Origin of the sequence: Micromonospora sp. M71_S20 (assembly GCF_003664255.1) — a bacterium.
GTDB lineage: Bacteria > Actinomycetota > Actinomycetes > Mycobacteriales > Micromonosporaceae > Micromonospora.
The window spans coordinates 439,314-457,421 of the sequence record NZ_RCCV01000004.1; the positions used below are offsets into that span (position 1 = coordinate 439,314).

16 protein-coding genes are annotated in these 18,108 nt (G+C 71.0%); 12 read left to right on the forward strand and 4 right to left on the reverse strand.

Translation table 11 applies throughout. The features are described 5' to 3' along the window. The first annotated feature begins 326 nt into the window (after nt 1–326). From DER29_RS31080 to DER29_RS31115, 8 genes are all read left to right on the forward strand, one after another. On the forward strand, nt 327–1,550 hold the full coding sequence (locus tag DER29_RS31080) for an ABC transporter substrate-binding protein (RefSeq protein ID WP_370040833.1): 1,224 nt from the start codon (nt 327–329) through the stop codon (nt 1,548–1,550). A 58-nt stretch (nt 1,551–1,608) separates the two neighbouring features. Further along, the gene (locus DER29_RS31085) at nt 1,609–2,484 is read left to right on the forward strand and encodes a branched-chain amino acid ABC transporter permease (protein WP_121401180.1); all 876 of its coding nucleotides are present in this window, start codon (nt 1,609–1,611) and stop codon (nt 2,482–2,484) included. Beyond that, nucleotides 2,481–3,500: a branched-chain amino acid ABC transporter permease gene (locus DER29_RS31090; protein ID WP_121401181.1), complete on the forward strand. Its 1,020-nt coding sequence runs from the start codon at nt 2,481–2,483 to the stop codon at nt 3,498–3,500. Before DER29_RS31085 ends, DER29_RS31090 begins: the two co-directional genes overlap by 4 nt. Continuing rightward, nucleotides 3,493–4,392 carry an ABC transporter ATP-binding protein gene (locus DER29_RS31095; RefSeq protein WP_121401182.1) on the forward strand — a complete coding sequence of 300 codons (900 nt, stop codon included), beginning with the start codon at nt 3,493–3,495 and terminating at the stop codon, nt 4,390–4,392. The genes DER29_RS31090 and DER29_RS31095 overlap by 8 nt, the downstream gene beginning before the upstream one ends. Beyond that, nucleotides 4,379–5,110: an ABC transporter ATP-binding protein gene (locus DER29_RS31100; protein ID WP_121401183.1), complete on the forward strand. Its 732-nt coding sequence runs from the start codon at nt 4,379–4,381 to the stop codon at nt 5,108–5,110. Before DER29_RS31095 ends, DER29_RS31100 begins: the two co-directional genes overlap by 14 nt. A gap of 9 nt (nt 5,111–5,119) precedes the next feature. Beyond that, nucleotides 5,120–5,986, forward strand: coding sequence for an LLM class F420-dependent oxidoreductase (locus DER29_RS31105; protein ID WP_121401184.1), 867 nt, complete (start codon nt 5,120–5,122; stop codon nt 5,984–5,986). 175 nt (nt 5,987–6,161) lie between these two features. Then, nucleotides 6,162–6,719, forward strand: a complete 558-nt coding sequence (locus tag DER29_RS31110) for a dihydrofolate reductase family protein (RefSeq protein WP_121401185.1) — start codon at nt 6,162–6,164, stop codon at nt 6,717–6,719. Between the two features lie 192 nt (nt 6,720–6,911). Then, nucleotides 6,912–7,208 carry a hypothetical protein gene (locus tag DER29_RS31115; RefSeq protein WP_121401186.1) on the forward strand — a complete coding sequence of 99 codons (297 nt, stop codon included), beginning with the start codon at nt 6,912–6,914 and terminating at the stop codon, nt 7,206–7,208. A gap of 174 nt (nt 7,209–7,382) precedes the next feature. Here DER29_RS31115 and DER29_RS31120 read toward each other — a convergent pair whose 3' ends face one another. After that, nucleotides 7,383–7,814, reverse strand: a complete 432-nt coding sequence (locus DER29_RS31120) for a hypothetical protein (RefSeq protein ID WP_233600281.1) — start codon at nt 7,812–7,814, stop codon at nt 7,383–7,385. Between the two features lie 159 nt (nt 7,815–7,973). Here DER29_RS31120 and DER29_RS31125 point away from each other — a divergent pair, with 159 nt between their 5' ends. Beyond that, the gene (locus DER29_RS31125) at nt 7,974–8,276 is read left to right on the forward strand and encodes an NAD(P)-binding domain-containing protein (RefSeq protein WP_233600282.1); all 303 of its coding nucleotides are present in this window, start codon (nt 7,974–7,976) and stop codon (nt 8,274–8,276) included. Here DER29_RS31125 and DER29_RS31130 read toward each other — a convergent pair. Further along, entirely contained in the window at nt 8,248–11,574 is a 3,327-nt protein-coding gene (locus DER29_RS31130; RefSeq protein WP_148710153.1) for an NACHT domain-containing NTPase, read from the reverse strand. The two genes, DER29_RS31125 and DER29_RS31130, sit on opposite strands and share 29 nt — an antisense overlap. A gap of 269 nt (nt 11,575–11,843) precedes the next feature. Continuing rightward, nucleotides 11,844–12,677 (reverse strand): SGNH/GDSL hydrolase family protein, encoded by an 834-nt coding sequence (locus tag DER29_RS31135; RefSeq protein ID WP_121401188.1) that lies wholly within the window; start codon nt 12,675–12,677, stop codon nt 11,844–11,846. Nucleotides 12,678–13,069: 392 nt separating this feature from the next. Here DER29_RS31135 and DER29_RS31140 point away from each other — a divergent pair, with 392 nt between their 5' ends. Together DER29_RS31140 and DER29_RS31145 are read left to right on the forward strand one after the other, a co-directional pair. After that, on the forward strand, nt 13,070–14,590 hold the full coding sequence (locus tag DER29_RS31140) for a non-reducing end alpha-L-arabinofuranosidase family hydrolase (RefSeq protein WP_121401189.1): 1,521 nt from the start codon (nt 13,070–13,072) through the stop codon (nt 14,588–14,590). 516 nt (nt 14,591–15,106) lie between these two features. Continuing rightward, complete coding sequence (locus DER29_RS31145) at nt 15,107–16,159, forward strand: S1 family peptidase (protein ID WP_121401190.1); 1,053 nt, start codon at nt 15,107–15,109, stop codon at nt 16,157–16,159. A 101-nt stretch (nt 16,160–16,260) separates the two neighbouring features. Here the strand turns inward: DER29_RS31145 and DER29_RS31150 are convergent, their stop codons facing one another. Continuing rightward, on the reverse strand, nt 16,261–17,205 hold the full coding sequence (locus tag DER29_RS31150; RefSeq protein ID WP_121401191.1) for an acyltransferase domain-containing protein: 945 nt from the start codon (nt 17,203–17,205) through the stop codon (nt 16,261–16,263). Nucleotides 17,206–17,493: 288 nt separating this feature from the next. On the opposite strand from DER29_RS31150, the gene DER29_RS31155 reads away from it, so the two are divergent. Continuing rightward, nucleotides 17,494–18,105 (forward strand): hypothetical protein, encoded by a 612-nt coding sequence (locus DER29_RS31155; protein WP_199729623.1) that lies wholly within the window; start codon nt 17,494–17,496, stop codon nt 18,103–18,105. Nucleotides 18,106–18,108: the final 3 nt, after the last annotated feature.

The window sequence follows — 18,108 nt, forward strand, 5'->3', positions numbered from 1 at the left end:
CGGGCCGAAGGGGAAGTTGGCGCCCATACCGCCCGATCGGGCCCCGACCTGCGGCGGAACCCCGACGCAGACGAGCGCCCTTCTTGATTTCTTCGTAACTTGCGCGTCGCATTGTGGTGCTTGACACACGGCCATGCCGGCACCATCATGAGAAGCAACCAAGCGCTTGCTAGGTTTCTCGCGGAGGGTGACATGTCGCCGGAAACGTCGGCGTCATCGCGGGCGCGACGGCGGTAACCGGGCGGCGCGCCGGGGACGGTCAACGGGCTCCGGCGCGCGCAGTCCACAACTACCTATCACTGACAACCGGCAAGGCAGGGATAGCAGTGGTCGTATCGAGAATTGGTTCCACCGGTCTGGCGGCGGGTCTGGCGGCCCTGCTGGCCCTCACCGCCTGTGGTGGAGGCGGCGGTGACAGTGACAAGCCCACCGACGGCACCGCATCAGGGGCGCCCATCATCATCGGGATGGACGAGGACAGCACCGGTCCTGGCGCGTCCTACAGCACCATCGCCGGCAAGACGATCAGGCTGGCGGTGCAGGACATCAACGACAAGGGCGGGGTGCTCGGCCGGCCGTTACGCCTCGTCGTCGAGAACGACGAGAGCGACCCGACCAAGGTGCCCGCGGTGTTGCAGAAGCTCTCCGGCCAGGGTGCCAAGGCGCTGCTCCTGCAGAGCGGCAGCGCGGCGATCATGCAGGCCAAGTCGACGCTGACCCAGCTCAAGTTGCCGGCGATCGCGCCGACGGGCGTCACCGCCACGCTTGTCGAACCACCCAACAACGAACTCATCTACATGCTCGCCAACACCACGGCGGACTGGGCCGAGGTCTACTGCGGCGCGTTCAAGGCGGCGAACATCAGCAAGCTGGGTGTGCTGACCGACGACACCACCACCATCGCCGCGCTCAACAAGTCGCTGCTCGGCGGGCTCTCCTGTGTCACGGTGGTGGCCACCGAGAAGGGGGCGGCCAACGCCTCCGACCTCTCCGCGCAGGTGGCCCGACTCAAGAACGCCAATCCGGACGCCGTCCTGGTGACCAGCGTCGGCGGCTCCTTCGAGGTGCTCGCCCAGAACACCCTGGCCAGGCAGTTCTCCGGCAAGCCGCGCTTCTCGCTGGCCTCGATCGGCAACCAGCCGTCCTCGTGGAAACTGGCCAACGCCGGTGCGCTCAAGGGCCTGATCTTCATGGGGTCGATCAACTCGGAGAATCCCCGCACCCAGGCTCTGACGAAGTTGCTGAAGGAGAAGAACGGCGACGACTACGAGGTGACCGCGTACGACGCGCAGGCGTGGGACTCGGTGCAACTGCTCAAGCTGGCCATCGAGAAGGCCGGCGGCCCGGACGACCCGGCCAAGCTCAACGCGGCGATCCAGGGGATCACCGGCTACCAGGCCGCCTTCGGGCAGGGCAACTTCACCCTGTCGTTCTCGGCGACCAAGCACCTCGGCGCCGACGGGCTCTGCGGGCTGTCCCTGATCGAGTTCGGCGACGACAACAAGCCGAAGGGACCCTGGTCCACCTTCCAACCGCCCTGTTCCGGTTGACCGGCGCAGGGGCCGGTCCTGCGACCGGCCCCTGCGGCAGTTCCCGAGGAGTTTCCACATGACAGACCTCCAGCTCTGGCTCTCCGCGATGGAGATGGGCTGCTTCTTCGGCATGCTGGCTCTGGCCTACTACCTGGTCCAGGTCGGCGCAGGTTTCTTCAACTTCGCCATCGGCCCCTACGCGATGATGGGCGGGCTCTGCACGAGCTGGTTGGTCATCGAGTACGACCTCGGCGTCTGGCCCGCGGCCGGGATCGCGGTGGCGGTCACCCTGCTGCTGGCAGCCGGCACCGAGCTGGGCGTGGTCCGGCCGGTGCAGCGGCGCAGCGGCGGCGGCGAGCTGCCCGCCCTGGTGGCCGTGGCCGCCGTGCTCTTCACCATCCAGCAGATCGCCGGGTACCTCTTCGGCCATCCGACGCTGCCGGGCCAGAGCCTGGCCACCTTCGATCCCCTGCCGATCGGCGGCATCGTCGTCCAACCCAGCTCGCTACTGCTGATCGTGGTGACCGTGCTGACCTTCGGGGTGACCGCCGTCTGGATCAGAGCCACCCGGACCGGCCGGCTGCTGCGTGCGGTGGGTGACAGCAAACAGGCGGCCTCGCTGCTCGGTCTGCCGGTCAACCGGATCCGACTGGTCGCCTTCCTGGCCGCCGGCTTCCTCGCCGCGGTGGCGGGTCTGCTCTTCGCGCCGAAGGCCGGGGTGCACTCGCTCTCCGGCCTGCACTGGTCACTGTCCGGTTTCCTCGCGGTGGTGATCGGCGGCACCGGCTCGGTCTGGGCGCCGCTCTTCGGGGGCATGCTGCTCGGCCTGGTCGAGGTGTTCCTGCCCTACTACTTCGGTGGCCAGTCGCACGTCTACGGGATGCTCCTGATCGCGCTGCTGTTCTTCGCCTTCCGTCCGCAGGGCCTCTTCGTCAGGACGGTGCGGGCATGACCGACGTGAGCGCCCCCCACGCCGCAGCCGCGCGCCCGCGGTGGGACATCCGGCAGGTGCCGGGCATCGGTGGCCTGGGCCTCGGGATTGCCGCCGCCGTGCTGATCCTGACCTGGGTCGGCTCCGACGGTTACCGGCAGACGCTGGTCACCGCCAGCGTCACCTACGCGCTGATCGCCCTCGGGATGTACGTGCCGTACCTGATGGCGGGCTCGCTGTCGATGGCGTACAGCGCCTACGCGGGCATCGGCGGGTACGCGGTCGGGCTGATCTCGACCCGCACCGACCTGCCGCTGCTGCTCGCCTGGATCGCCGGCCCGATCGTGGCGGCGGTCATCGCCGTCCTGCTGGGCCTGGCCACCCGGCGGCTGTCCGGGTTCTTCCTGGCCGCGGTGACCCTGCTCTTCGGGATGGCCTTCACCGCGTTCCTCATCGACGGCGAGCGGCTCACCGGCGGCTCCGGCGGCGTGGGCAACCTGCGCCCGCTGCGCCTGTTCGGCTGGATGCCGAGCCACTACCAGGTGGTGGTCGGCTCGGTGATCGTGGTCTGTGTGGTCGCCTTCCTGCTGGACCGGTTGCGGCTGTCGCCGTGGGGCGTGATCGTGCGGACCATGCGGGACGCCCCCCGCGCGGTGGAGGCGGCCGGCGTCCGCGTACCGATGATGAACCTGGTCGCGTTGGCGCTCGGCGCGGCCATCGCCGCGGTCGGCGGTGGCCTCTTCGCCTACTCGGCCGGCAGCATCACGCCGGACACCTTCACGCTCAACATCGTCTTCCTGGCCATCTTCATGCCGTTGATCGGTGGCTCGGGCACGCCCTGGGGCGCGGTCGCGGGTGCGGTGCTCGCCGTCGAGCTGACCCTGAACTTCCCGGCGATCCAGGCCAGTGGCACGCTGCTGCTCGCGTTGGGGGTCCTGGTGATCATGCTGGTCGCGCCGAAGGGCGTGATCGGATACGCCGACAAGTTGAGACGGCGCGCGATGACGCTGCCACGGAGGAGGCGTACCGGTGGATGAGACGAAGCTTCTGGTCGGTCGTGGCCTGACCAAGCGGTACGGCGGGGTGACCGCGTTGGCGGACGTCTCGTTCGAGCTGCGGGCGGGGGAGATCCTCGGGTTGGTCGGCCCGAACGGCGCCGGCAAGACGACGCTGGTGGACCTGATCTCCGGTGCGCAGGCGGCCACCGCCGGTGAGTTGCTGCTGCGTGGGCAGCGGCTCACCGGGCCGGCCTCCCGCCGGGCGCGCGCCGGGCTCGGCCGCACCTTCCAGTACCCGCAGCTCGCGCTGCACCTCAGCGTCCGGGACAACCTGCTGCTCGGTCGGCACGCGCAACGGCACAACACGCCGTGGCGGATGATCGCGGGTGCGTTCACCGGCGTGCTGCGGCCGGAGCGGGCGGCCGACCGCGAGGGCGTCCGCCAGTTGGCGCACGAGCTGGGCATCGAGGGTCTCGACCGCGAGGCGGGCGACCTGACCCTCGGCGAGCAACGACTCGTCGAGGTCGGCCGGGCGCTGGGCCAGAACCCGGTGGTGCTGCTGCTCGACGAGCCCTTCGCCGGCTCCGACGCGCAGGGGGTGGCCGGTATCGCCGACGTGATCCGGACGGTCCAGCGGCGGGGGCACGCGGTGATCCTGGTCGATCACAACGTGGACCTGGTCGCCCGACTGGTCGACCGGGTGCTGCTGCTCGACCGGGGCAGGGTGGCCTTCGACGGCGATCCCGCGGAGTGCCTGGCGAGCCCGCAGATGCAGGAGGTCTACTTCGGCTCGACCGACGCCGACGAGGACGAGGATGCCGACGCGGCGACCGCTGCGGTGGCCGACGACGCGTCCGCCGGAGCCGACGCCACGGCGCCGTCCGACGGCAGCGTGCCACGCCAGGGGAGGGTGGAGGATGTCCGCTCATGAGTTGAGGGTGGAGGGGCTGAGTGTCCGGTACGGGCACGCCAGCGCCCTCACCGACGCCGCGGTGACCGTGCCGGGCGGCACGGTCACGGCGCTGGTCGGGCCGAACGGCGCGGGTAAGAGCAGCCTGCTGCTCGCCGCCTACGGCTCGGTGCCGGCCACCGGGCGGGTGTTCCTGGACGGTGACGATGTCAGCCGGCTGCGGCCGGCGGCCCGGGCGCGGGCCGGGATCGCGATCGTCCCGCAGGGGCGGCAGCTGTTTCCGCATCTCGACGTCGTCGACAATCTCCAGGTGATGGCGGAGCTGCTGCACCTGCCCCGTAGCGCGGTGCAGGGTGCGCTGGACCGGTTTCCGATCCTCCGGACCCGCCGGCGCAGCCTGGTCGGCGTGCTGTCGGGCGGTGAGCAGCAGATGCTGGTGGTGGCGCGGGCGCTGATGGGCTCGCCCCGGGTGCTGCTGCTGGACGAGATGACCACCGGGCTGGCCCCGCTGGTCGTGCAGGAACTCGGCCGGACGGTGACCGCGCTGGCCGCCGAGGGGGTGGCGGTGCTGCTCGCCGAGCCGGCGCTGGGCGTGCTGCGTCGGATGGTCTCCCGGGGCTACGTCCTCGTCCGGGGCGAGGTGCTGACCTGCGAGGAGGGCGGCGGGCGGGCCCTGGACGACGCGTACCGCGCCGCGATGGGTGTGCAGCGTCCTCGGGAACTGCGCCCGGCGAGCTGAGTGGGTCGCATGGGGTTGAAACTCGGCGTACTGCCGGTGCTCGGCGGGCCGGGCGCCGCCGAGCCCGGGGTCACCGCCGCCTTCGTCCGACAGCTGGAGAGCTTGGGCTGCGAGTCGGTGTGGGCGGTCGAGCACCTGCTGGTGCCCGACGCCTACCACTCCAGCTATCCCTACGACGCGAGCGGCCGGATGAGCCTGCTGCCCGGCGACGACATCCCCGACCCCCTGCACTGGTTGACCTTCGCGGCGGCGCACACCAGTCGGCTGGTGCTCGGCACCGCTATGCTGATCCTCCCGTTGCACCACCCCGTCGCCCTGGCCAAACGCCTGGCCACGCTCGACGTGCTCAGCGGCGGCCGGCTGATCGCCGGGGTCGGAGTCGGCTGGCTGCGCGAGGAGTACGACGCCGTCGGGGTGCCCTTCTCCGACCGGGGCCGGCGGGCCGACGAGTACCTCGACGCGCTGCGGACGCTTTGGTCCGACGCGCCGGCCACCCACCACGGCGCGACCGTGCACTTCGACGCGGTGCACAGCGCGCCACGCCCCACCCGGCCCGGAGGAGTGCCGATCATGATCGGCGGGCACAGCCGGGCGGCCGTCCGCAGGGCCGCCCGCTACGGCACCGACTTCTACCCGCTCGGCGTCGACGCCGCCGGCCTGGCCGAGATGCTGGAACTGCTCCGAGTCGAGTGCGCGGTGCTCGGCCGGGATCCGGTTGAGGTGGCGGTGACCTCGCGGGCGCCGGCCACCCGGGCCGAGGCTGACGCCCTGCGGGAGTTGGGCGTGGCGCGGGTGGTCATCCGGGTCGACCCGCGCGACCCCGAGCGGGTCGCGGCGACGGTGGACCGGTACCGACACGAGGTTCTGGGGGAGTGACCGACCGCCTGCGCACCGCGGGGTGGCGCGGGGCTGCGGCTGCTTGACACCCTCGTGGCGGAACGGGACGATCCTGCGCGACCCCTCGCAGGCGGTGCTCATCCGGGCGGGGTTCGTGTCGGCCGGGTCGGCAGCGGGACGGGCCGGCTGACCCGCTCGTACCCGAAGGAGACGCATGGCGAAGCTCATCTACTCGATGGTCACCTCGCTCGACGGCTACGCCGAGGCGGCGGAGGGCGGCCTCGGCACCGGGGCCGACGATCAGGAGGTGCACACCTTCATCAACGACCTCTTCCGCCCCGTCGGCACGTACCTCTACGGCCGACGGATGTACGAGACGATGGTCTACTGGGAGACCGCGCACACCGAGCCCGACCAGCCGCCACACATCCTCCAGTACGCCCGCGACTGGCAGGCCGCGGAGAAGATCGTGTACTCCACGACGCTGGAGTCGGTGTCCAGCGCGAAGACCAGGATCGAGCGGACCTTCGACCCGGCCGCGGTGCGCAAGCTCAAGGCCGAGGCTGATCACGACCTCACCGTCGACGGCCCGAACCTCGCGGCCCAGGCGATCGCGGCCGGCCTGGTGGACGAGTACCACCTGTTCATCACCACGAGCGTGGTCGGCGGCGGCAAGCGGTTCTTCCCCGACGGTGTGCGCCTCGATCTCGAGCTGGTCGAGGAGCGTGCCTTCGACAGCGGACTGATCTACGCGCGCTACCGGACCCGCTGAGCCGCACCGGTCGGTGACGCGGCCGGTGGGCGAGCCGGGCAGGGCTCCGCTGCCGTCCAACCTGGAGCTTCACCTCTGTCGATCGTCGCCTCGCCGCCACGTGCCCTGATGCCGCTCAGACTGACCGACTCGCCGTCAGGGGTGTTGGGCATAATCGGCTGGCTCGTAAGGCATCCGACCGAGAGGAAACGTATGAAGCGCAAGGTTGTACGCGTGCTGGCGGTCATGGCCGTCGTCGCGGCCGGATCGGCGGTGGCGTCCACGCCGGCCGCCGCCAGCGACGGCCCTGGTGACATCTGCGTGACCAACCAGGCCACCTGGCTGCGCGACCAGCCCTGGGGCGACGTCCTCCGCACCTTGAGCCCGGGGCGGGGCTTCCGCGTCCACTCGATCTACGGCGGCAGTGACATCCAGACCTGGTACTACGGCCACGGGGCCGAGGCACCGGGGCAGGACGGCTGGATCCCGGCCGCCAACTGCAGCTGGTAGGTAGGACCGCTCACCTCCTCGCCGTTGTCCGGCTGCGTGCCGGATGGCGCCGGCCGGGGCCGGCGCCATCCGGCACCTCTGGACAGAAGGCGGTTCGGCGCTCCCGACGAGATTCGTGCCGCCCCGGCCCGGACGTCGGGCTCGACGCCCGCCGGCGCCGGGCGCCGCCGGATCTCAGCCGGTCGGCTGCGAGAGCGTCACGGCGATCGCTGGTTCGAACGCGACGCTGAGCAGGTAGGCGAGGTTGAACAGGCCCAGGGCTTCGGCTTGGTGAGAGGCGGGCACGACGCCGGTCGCTCGCAGGGCGAGTACGCCCTGGCCGGTCGCGGCGGACAGGGAGGCGAGCGCCATCGCCCCCAGCAGTAGCGGTACGGCGGAGGTGACCGCCGCCAGCAGCGGCGCGGCGGCCGCGCCGCTGAGCAACGCGGCGGCCGTCACGTGGTGTGGCACCCGCACGGACGCCGCGACCAGGAACCCCGAGCAGAAGCCGCCGAGCAGGTACGGCGCCAGCAGCACGATCCCGCTCCGGGTGCTGTCCCAGCCCGCGTGCTCGCGCAGCAGATCCGGCGCGGCGTAGAGCAGGGCGAAGTTCACCACACCCAGCACGAAAGCCAGCACGCACGCCGTGCGGAACCGGCCGTACGCGCCACCGCGGCGGGCAGGAAGCCGTCGGGGCGAGCCTTCGTCCGGGCCACGAGCAACACCAGCAGCGCGACGGTGGCCGGGCCGGCCACCAGCGGACGGTGCGGAGTGAGGACTGCCGCGGTGACCAGCGCGACCGCCGCGGAAGCGGCGGCAGCGAGCCCGCTCGTCGTGGTGTGTCTGCTCGACGGCGCGGCGGTCTACGAGGTGCTCGGTTCCGTGGACGCCGCGGTCGCGGGCAAGGTGCTGGTGAACCTGACGAGCGGCTCTCCCCAGCAGGCCCGGGCCCACGATCGCTGGGCGGGAGAGCGCGGCGCCGCGTACCTCGATGGGGGGTACCGATGTCCCAGCCCATCCCGTTGCCGTCACCCGGACCCGCCTGCGGTCGGGTGTTGTCTCATGGGCGAGCGAACAAGGCGTCGGTGAGGTCCGGGGCCTCGCGTTCGAGTTCCGGTTGGCGTCCGGCCTCGATCAGGGCTGCGGCCAGGCGAGGGAACTCCGCAAGCCCGGCTTCCTTCCCAGCGGCGATCGCGCGTAACGCCGCGACGAGCACGCGGCCGTCGATGCTACGCGCGTGCGCGTTGATCAGGTCCGAGGTGAGCGAGGCCCCGTACCGGTCTTCCGTGGCCCCCGAAGCAACCAGGCACTGAACCGCGCTGACGGCCGCGCGCGGAGTGACCTTGCCTTCGTCGATCAGCTCATGGACTATCTCGCACACCTTTTCCGGCGGCAGGCGGCGCGCTTCGGCCCGCATGGTGCCCAACACAATCTCCGTGGCGTCCCCGATCGCCGGCGAGTCCCTCCTGTCGATCGGGGCCAGGTCCGCCACGGCGGCGGAGGCGTCCCGGCAGGCGGCGACCAGTTCCTCCGAGGGGGTGTCCAGCGAGACCGCCAGCCACATCCGGATGAAAGCGTGCGCGACCGAGATGCCGCTGCCGTCCTCTCCCTCCGCGAATTGGTTCCACGCCGCAGGTATCCGGCGGATCAACGGTTCCAGGGCGTGCAGCAGCATGTCGTCGCTCAGGCGGTTGCTCAGGTGCATGGACCTGAGCGCGGGAGATGTCTCGAAGGCGGCCTCGGATGTCTTGTCGCGGCTTTCGCCGGGTGCCAGTGCGTTGGCCCAGTAGACGTCTGTCGGATCCGGGAGGTCGGGCGTCCAGCCGCCTGCGTACTCGATAACGATGTCGCGGCGGCCGTGGTGCCAGGTGCGGGTGACCGTGAGGACCTCCATGGCGTCCATCCACATGCCGCCCGGCACGGCGGCCTGCCACTGTAGGGCTGAGTTGCGCAGCCAGGCCGCCGGGTCGTCGGTCCGGGTGAACACTTCCGACGCACGCAGTGCGCCGCCGCAGGCCAGGGTCAGCAGGAAGAGATTGAACGAGTAGGTGGCCATCCAGTGGTCGATGCGCTTGTCGACCGGGCGGTAGCGGCTTTCGGCGTACTGCGGGCGGGTCATGGCCTGGGAGGTGCGGCCGGTCAGCCAGGTGCGGATGCGGTCGCGGTCGGGGCCGTCGAGCAGGCCGGCGATGAACGGCAGGACCGTGGCGCGGGCGGTCAGTGGCGTGAGGCCGAGCAGGGATCGCAGCAGGTCGTCGTCGTTCGACGGCCCCAAGCGCAGGGCCAGCGTGCCCGCCGACTCGCGCGCCTCGGTGTCGCGGACGGCCTGCACGACGAGCCGGGACACGAGGTACTCGCCGAAGGTCGCGTGCAGGAACTCGTACGTCTGCCGGGTCTGGTCGTCCTGCACGGCCTGGGCGCGCTGGATGAAGAAGAAGCGCCCGACCATCTCCTGGCCGACGGTGAGCGGGCTGCGGAACGCCTCGGTGCGGCCCGGGCGCGACGGGGCGAGGCCGAGGCTGGTGAGGTCGTCGTCCAGCTCGCGTTCGGTGACCCACAACCGCAGGCGATGGAACATCGCGAAGGCGACCACCGACAGGCGCAGGAGCTCCTGCTCGACCAGCCCCGGCACGGCCGAGTCGGGCTGTCCCACATGCACCCGGCGTACCTCACGCTTGGCGAAGGAGGCCAGCAACCGCTCGTAGAGCTGACCGTCGTCGAGGGCCGCGGCGTCGCCCCGCAAACCGTGGCCAGTGGCGTCGTAGAGGGCGAGCATGAGCAGCAGCAACGGCTGTTCGGCGAGGTCGCGGAAGCGGAGGACCACATCCGGCGTCAGGGGTCTGACGAGCCGACCGTGCTCGTTCCAGACGGTCAGCCAGCGCTCGATCTGAGCCTCGTCGAACGGCTCGAGACGCACGGCGAGGGCACCGACAGGCAGACGGGCGCGGTCCGCGACGGCGATCCGGGTGGTGACTATGACCGCGACGGGACGGCCCAACGCTGCCTCCCGCTGCTGGAACCTGGCGACCCGGTGCAGGTAGTCGGACTGGTGCAGGCCGGTGGCTTGCAAAAGCTCGTCGAAGCCGTCGAGCAGGATGACCGGCAGGGCGCCGTCGGCGTCGCGGGAGAGTTCCGCCCAGGACACTGTCTCGCCGATCGCGAGGCGCAAGGCCCGTTCGACCTGGTCCTGGATCTCGGCCTCGGCGGGCACCTCGCGCAGCGGGACCCGGCAGACGAAGAAGTCACCGGCGGGCAGGCGGGCGGCGAGGATCCGGGTCAGCGAGGACTTCCCGGCGCCCGGCTGGCCGAGCAGCAGCATCGGAGCCTCGGTGGCCTGGGTGGTGGTCAGGTGGGCGGCGAGGAATGTGTCGAAGTCGTTGCGCACGCTTGCGCCTGCCCACCACCGGTCGTCTGCGGGACGGGCGCCCGGGTCGGCCGCGCGGACCCGGAAGTGCGGATCGAGGTACGCGGCTCCGAGCGTCGGCAGGAGCAGTTCCCCCGCGTCGCCGCCGAGGATGGGACGGTCGAGCTCGGCGCGATAGGAGAGGGACAGCGCGGCCCGGTGGCGGCCCGGGTCGCGGCCCGAGCCGGCCCGCAGCAGCAGCGCCTCGAGACGTTCCAGGCCCCGGGTGGCGGCGCGCGCCTCGAGACGATCGGTCCAGAGCGCGAACTCGGGGATCTCCTCGGCGAGGCGGCGATGGATCTCGTCGTAGCGGGTGACGGCCGCAGCGGGCAGCTGCCGGTCGAGCAGGTCTGCCAGCATCCGACGCTTGCGCTCGTCGGCCCGGTCCCAGCCGGCCAGCCCGGTGAGATGGCGTCCCATTCGTACCGACTGTTCGGTGAACCAGTCCTCAAGAGCGGCCAGGAGGCCCGCGTACGGGAGATCGGGCGCCGGCAAGGGGACCGGCGCGCGCAGGAAGCGGTCGACCAGCGTCCCTTCATCGCCGCCGTCGGCGGCGAACCGGAGCTGGTCCTCCCGGGTGAATCCGGGCTCGCCGATGCCCGCCGCGGTCAGGCAGTCGTCCAGCTCCTCGAAGAACGCGGTGACCACCAGGACAGCGTGCGCGGCCTGGAGCCGTTCGCTGCGGTCGTGCCGCCCCAGCCCGCGTACGGAATCACTGATCTTGGCCGTGAGCAGGCCGCCGAGCCGGACCACCTCGGTCTTGGCGTCGAAGAGGCTGATCGCGAGATCGCTGCCGCCCGCGGTCGCTACGGTGAGCGCGCCGCCGAGCAGGTTGTCGACGGCCTTGGCGAGAGGGCCGGAGCCACCCAAGATCTTGACGGCGTCGGCATAGGACAGACGATGCGGCATCGCTACATGATGGCGCACCTGGTGAACTGGCTGAGCGTGGGCAGATTGGCCCGGTCGCACGGCCTGGCCGACCAACTCGCCGCGGCGGGGGCGCCGACACCGACCGGGTGCGGTTCACCCGCGCCGAACTCGCCCGCTTCGACACCGCGCCAACCGCCTGAGGGCGCCGGCACGACGTACTGCGGGGATCTGTTCCGTGGAACAGATCCCCGCGGTACGTGAAGCGCGAGACGGCGTCGGCCGGCTCAGCTCCGGACACCGGCTGCCTGACGGCCGGACCCGGCCGCACCGACAACCGGCGGTGGCCGCCGTCGATCTCCACCGCAGGGCCAAGGCCCAGCGGGCTACACCTTGGCGCCGGCCTTCTTGGCCGTGGCGGACTGGCCGACTGCCTGGGTGAACACCGGCAGGTAGCCGTTGGTCTGCCCGGTCACCATCGGGTGGTACGAGTTCGACAGGTTCAGGATGTCGACGGAGTGGATCCATTTGTTGCCGCTGCAGATCTGGTGTCCCACGAAGATGCTGCGGACGTCGGCGAAGGTGAACCCGGCGCGGGCCGCGGCGGCGGAGATCAGGCTGTCGACCAGGTTGATGCCCTCGTTGACCTTGGCGCGGGCGGCCTCGCCGATGCCGATGCAGGTCGTGCCCAACTGGTAGAAGACCGGGTAGCTCAGCACCACGACCCTGGCGTTCGGGGCCTTGCCGCGGATCGCGGCGTACGCGCGGTCGAGCAGGCCGGGAAGGTTCGCCCGGGCCTGCGCCTGGGCCGCGTCGACCGCGGCGATGCAGGCGCTGGAGCCGCGGAGGGCGCAGGTGGACATGATGTTGCCAAAGCCGGCGTCGTTGCCGCCGATGGTGATGCTGACGAGGGTGGTCTGCGAGCTGAGCGCGGCGACCTGTGAGTTGATCACGTCGGTCGTCTTCGCGCCCGCGCAGGCCACCGATGTGTAGGAGGCCGGCGCGTTGGCCGCCGCCCAGCGGGCGGAGAACGCGTTGGTGCTGCGTTTGCAGGTGCCGCTCTCCGAGGTGTAGCTGCCGGCGCCGACACCTGAGGCGTACGAGTCGCCGAGCGCCACGTAGTGGTGGCCGGCGGCCTGCGCCGGATTGGCCAGCCCAAGTAGCGCGAGTGTCGCGGAGAGAATGCCTGCGAGCAGGGTCAGCATCCGGGTTCTGGTCATGTACCCCTCCATCGTCCGCCGGTTGGTGAACGATTAATAGCACTACATCTATGTCCGGGGATAGATGTCGTTCAACTGATGCAGCGGGGCGCGACCGCGGCTCCAGCCGTCGCCGCGCGGCCGGCAGCCACCGGCCGCGCGCTGCGCCGTGCCCGGCCGGTGAGCCCGAACGGTTGCCGCTTGACGAACGGCATGTTATCGCTCACAGTCGATGGCTAAGGGCGGCGACAGTGTGGCTTACCGGGCAGGCCGGGCTCGTCGGCGTGGACCGGGCGCGCGCCAGGGCGCATCAGGCGTGTTAGCGCTAACTTCCGTGCGCTCGCGCTCCGGTCACGCAACGCGGTGCGCCCGTCTCCGGGCATCCCGTTGGCACTTCTCATCCAAGGAGAATCATGTCTGCTTCAGGTGGAGCTCCACCGGTCGCGCCGCCGTCGCGGGGGCGTGGCTGGTGGCTACGGGTCGTCGCCGCCGGCATGGCCGTGTTGCTCGGTGGTGCCGTCGCGGCGGTGGTGTCGTCGGCACCCGCCGCCGCGGCGACGGTCGACACGAGCGCGTGGTACGTGCTGGTCAACCGCAACAGCGGCAAGGCCCTGGACGTGTACAACCTGGCCACGAACGACGGCGCACGGATCGTGCAGTGGGCGCGGAACGACGGCAACCAGCAGCAGTGGCAGTTCGTGGACTCCGGCGGTGGCTACTACCGGTTGCGGTCGCGGCTGTCCGGCAAGGTGCTCGACGTCTACAACTTCTCGACCGCCAACGGTGCCGGCATCGTGCAGTGGGCCGACGGCAACTCGACCAACCAGCAGTTCCGGCTGGCCGACTCCGCCGGTGGCTACGTCCGCCTGATCAACCGGAACAGCGGCAAGGTGGTGGAGGTGCAGGGCGCCTCGACCGCCGACGGCGGGAGCATCGTGCAGTACGACGACTGGAACGGCAGCAACCAGCAGTGGCAACTCGTCCGCGTCGACGGCGGGGGCAACCCCACCACGCCGCCGCCCGGCACGTGCGCCCTGCCGTCGACGTACCGGTGGTCGTCGACGGGGCCGCTGGCGCAACCGAGGGCGGGGTGGGTGTCACTGAAGGACTTCACCCACGCCCCCTACAACGGCCGGCAACTCGTCTACGCGACCACGCACGACACGGGAACGACGTGGGGCTCGATGAACTTCGGCCTCTTCACGAACTGGTCCGACATGGCCTCGGCCAGCCAGAACCAGATGCCCTTCTCCGCCGTCGCGCCCTCACTGTTCTACTTCGCGCCCAGGAACATCTGGGTGCTCGCCTACCAGTGGGGCGGACCCGCCTTCTCCTACCGGACGTCGAGTGACCCGACCAATGTGAACAGCTGGTCGGCGCCGCAGACGCTCTTCTCCGGAAGCATCTCCGACTCCGGCACCGGCCCCATCGACCAGGCTGTCATCGGGGACGGCACCAACATGTACCTGTTCTTCGCCGGGGACAACGGCAGGATCTACCGGGCCAGCATGCCGATCGGCAACTTCCCGGGCAGCTTCGGCTCGACCTCGACGGTGATCATGAGCGACACGACGAACAACCTGTTCGAAGCCGTTCAGGTCTACAAGCTCCAGGGCCAGGACCGGTACCTCATGCTCGTCGAGGCGATCGGCTCGCAGGGTCGCTACTTCCGCTCGTTCACGGCCACCAGTCTGGGCGGTACGTGGACGCCGCAGGCCGCGACCGAGAGCAACCCCTTCGCCGGCAAGGCCAACAGTGGCGCCACCTGGACCAACGACATCAGCCACGGCGAACTGATTCGCAGCAACGCCGATCAGACCATGACCGTCGATCCCTGCAACCTGCGGCTGCTCTATCAGGGCCGTGCCCCCGACTCCGGCGGCGACTACGGCCGCCTGCCCTACCGGCCGGGTCTGCTGACACTGCAGCGCTGACGGCGTGACACCGGTCCGGCTCGGGTGCTCCTGACGCCTGCGGCAACGAGGTGGGCCGAACGGCAGGCGTCGTCGGAGCTCACGATCAGGACCGGGTGGAACTGGCGGGGCGGGCTCGGCGCACGGCCGAGTCCGCCCCGGTCCACGACGGCAGGTGAGGCGTCGACGTGCCCGGTGCCGGCCCGACGGCCGTCGGCCGCCGTCGGTTTTTCGATGTTGCGACCTCGTCCCGCCATCCGGTCGGGGTGAGTGGCGGGAGCCGTCCGGCGGGTCGCAGGCCGGGCTCGCTGACCTGCCAAGTCGCAGCGAATAGCCACTAATCGCCGCAGGCGCCACTCGTCGGGCTGTCCGGACCCAAGGTATGAGAAGCGGCCGAGTCAGGCCAACCGTCACTCTTGCAATCAATACGAGATCTATGAACAGATCGACGCCTCCGGTCGGGTGAGCCTCACCAACCGATCGGGTGCCCGGGGCTACCTGAAAGGCAGCCCGTGCTCAGCTCCATGGAGGTACCACATGCGACTCTCCGGGTCTCCGTTGCGCCGCGTCACCGCACTGTCGGTGGCTGGCGCGTTGGTCGTCGGCACGTTGACCAGCAGTCCCGCTCAGGCAGCGCCCGCTACGCCCGCTTCCCCCGATCAAGCCTCCGCGCTCGCCGCCGCACTCGGCGACCGCTCCGGCGGGGCGTACGCCGGTGCCGACGGCGCCATGGTCGTCACCGTGACCGACGACGCCGCTGCCCGCAAGGTCCGCGCGGCCGGCGCGACCCCGAAGCTCGTCGCCCGCGGTGCGGACGACCTCGCCCGCGCCACCAGCACGCTGAACAGCGCCGCGCGGGTGCCAGGCACCGCGTGGTGGACCGATCCGGCGACCAACCAGGTCGTGGTCTCCGTCGACAGCACGGTGACCGGCGCCAAGCTGGAGCGCGTCGAGGCCGTTGCGCAGCGGCTCGGCGGCACCGTCCGCATCCAGCGGGAGGCCGGCACGCTCAGCACCCGGGCCGCCGGCGGCGAGGCCATCTACGCCGAGGGTGGCGGCCGCTGTTCGCTGGGCTTCAACGTCCGCAGCGGTGACACCCACTATTTCCTCACCGCCGGACACTGCACCGACATCACCGCCAACTGGTACGCCGACTCCGGGCAGGGCAACCTGCTCGGCACCGGCGGCACCGGCAGCTTCCCCGGCGACGACTACGGCATCGTGCGGCACACCAACCCGGCCGCCGCCGACGGCAGCGTCTACCTGTACGACGGCACCACCCGCGACATCACCGGCGCGGCTGACGCCTTCGTCGGGCAGTCGGTGCAGCGCTCCGGCAGCACCACCGGCCTGCACGGCGGCACGGTCGAGGCGACCGACGCCACGGTGAACTACGCCGAGGGCAGCGTCAGCGGCCTGATCCGCACCACGGTCTGTGCCGAGCCGGGCGACAGCGGCGGCGCACTCTTCAGCGGAAGTACCGCCCTGGGCCTGACCTCGGGTGGCAGCGGTAACTGTTCCTCCGGCGGGACCACCTACTTCCAGCCGGTCACCGAGGCGCTGAGCGTCTACGGAGTGGAGATCGTCTGAGCGACGGCACGCCAGCGGGGCCGCCGGACACCGGTGGCCCCGCCCCACGTCCGCGTCCGTGCCGCCGATCCGGCTGAACGGTACGGAACCCGGGGGTGTGGCTAGATCGGGAAGGTGCCGCGCCGCCACTGCCAGTGGCGGCCGGCCCGCAGGTGGTCGACGACCGCGCGCTGGAGGAGGGTGCGGCGCGGCAGTTGGTCGAGCGGCGTGGTCAGGGTGCGGAACACGAACCGCAGCACCTCGACGTCGGCGTCCAGCCCTTCCGGCTCCTCGTAGGGCTCCAGCTCGAACCTCCGCTGGAACCGGACGATGTTGGCGTCCGCGGGCAGGTACTCCCGCAGCTGCGGGTCGAGCAGCCACGAGCCGCAGGAGAACGCCGTGTGGCGCTCGTCTGGAAAGTGCCGCGGGAAGAACGCACGGGCCTCGTCGAGCGACGCCTCGACCGCCTCCGGGCCCATCGGCCCCGACTCGGGGATGTGCAGGTGGATGGTGGTGTCGCCGCGCTGGTGCTGCAGCCGGCCCAACTCGTAGATGCCGCCGCGCGCGTGCAGCGTGAGCCAGCTCTGCATGACCGGCCACCCCTCGCGGTGCATCCGCCGGTCGATCGCGAGGTTGCGGCCCAGGTCCGCGAGGGTCACCCACGACACGGCGTCGGCGATGCCGTGGTCGCGGTGGTACGCCGTGACGACGTCGACCAGGGCCAGGTACGCGTACACGTAGAGATGCCGCCAGGCGGGGCCCCGCTCGCGCGGCAGCGCCGGACCGGGCGGCAGCCAGCCGTAACCCCCCAGATCGGCGCGGACCAGGGCGATCGAGCGGTCGAGCAGCCAGCGCAGCTCCGGTGTCCACAGCGGAGAGCCGGGCTCGGGCCAGCCCGCCAGGATCTCGGCGGCGTCGTCCGGACGCACCGCGAGCCGGTCGAGGATCGCGGGCGCGTCGGCCTTCGCGGGCAGCGGAGCCGACGGCCGGTCGCCGGCGAGCCGGTGCACGCGGTCGACGTCCTCGACGGGTACGCCGAGCCGGGCGGCGGTGTCGGCCAGGTCCACGCGGAAAACCCTACCGGCCGGTCGGCGTCTTCCACGGCCCGTGCCGCTCGGGCCGGACGTCGCGCGCCCGCAGCGTCAGCGCGCCGACACCGAGCTGTCACCGCACCGTGACAGCGATCGACCTTGTCAGATATTTACAGATCCGTATACGGTGCCGTTGGTAAGTTCCGGACCCGGACGAAGGGCGGTCGCATGGCAGCCAGAGGCGCGCCGGTGACGCATCGGGCAATCGACCACGGCCGATTCTCGCTCGATGGTTCACTCGACCTCAGCGCACCGTTCACATCCGTGGCCGACGTGACGATCGGCGGCCGGCTGCACGAGTTCACGGCCGGCGCGATCGGGCTCGCGGACGACGTGGCCCGGACGCTCGGCGTCGAGACGTTCGACGAGGAACTCACCTACCAGGGCGGAACGCTGCTGACCGCGCGCATCCGGTCGTACGACCCGCAGATCCAGTTGGCTGAGGAACGGCTCGTGGCGGTCTGGCGGGGGCGGCGGCACTGCTTCTTCACCGAGATGTACGGCGCGGCGACCACCGACCTGCTCGGGGCATTGCGGACGCTGCGCGTCGAGGAGCACGACGACGGGCTGGCCCTGCGCCCGACCTCGAAGACCGGGGCCGAGTTCGTCGAACCCGCCACCGTGCTCAAGGAGGTTCCCGGGCTCGGCCTGCTGGAGATCGCACCGCTCACCAAGCAGCGTGCCGGGCAACTGCCCACCTGGCGTGGCCTCCAGACGCAGGCGGGCGAACTCTTCCGGGACGTCCTGCCCGACGGGCAGCCCTACTTCGTACTGGCTGCGGCGGACGCCTGGCTCAGCCTGGTGCCGTTCGCCGACACGGACATGGAGCAGGTGCCCACTCTGGTCGACCGGCTCCGCGTCCGGACCGCCCGGTAGGTC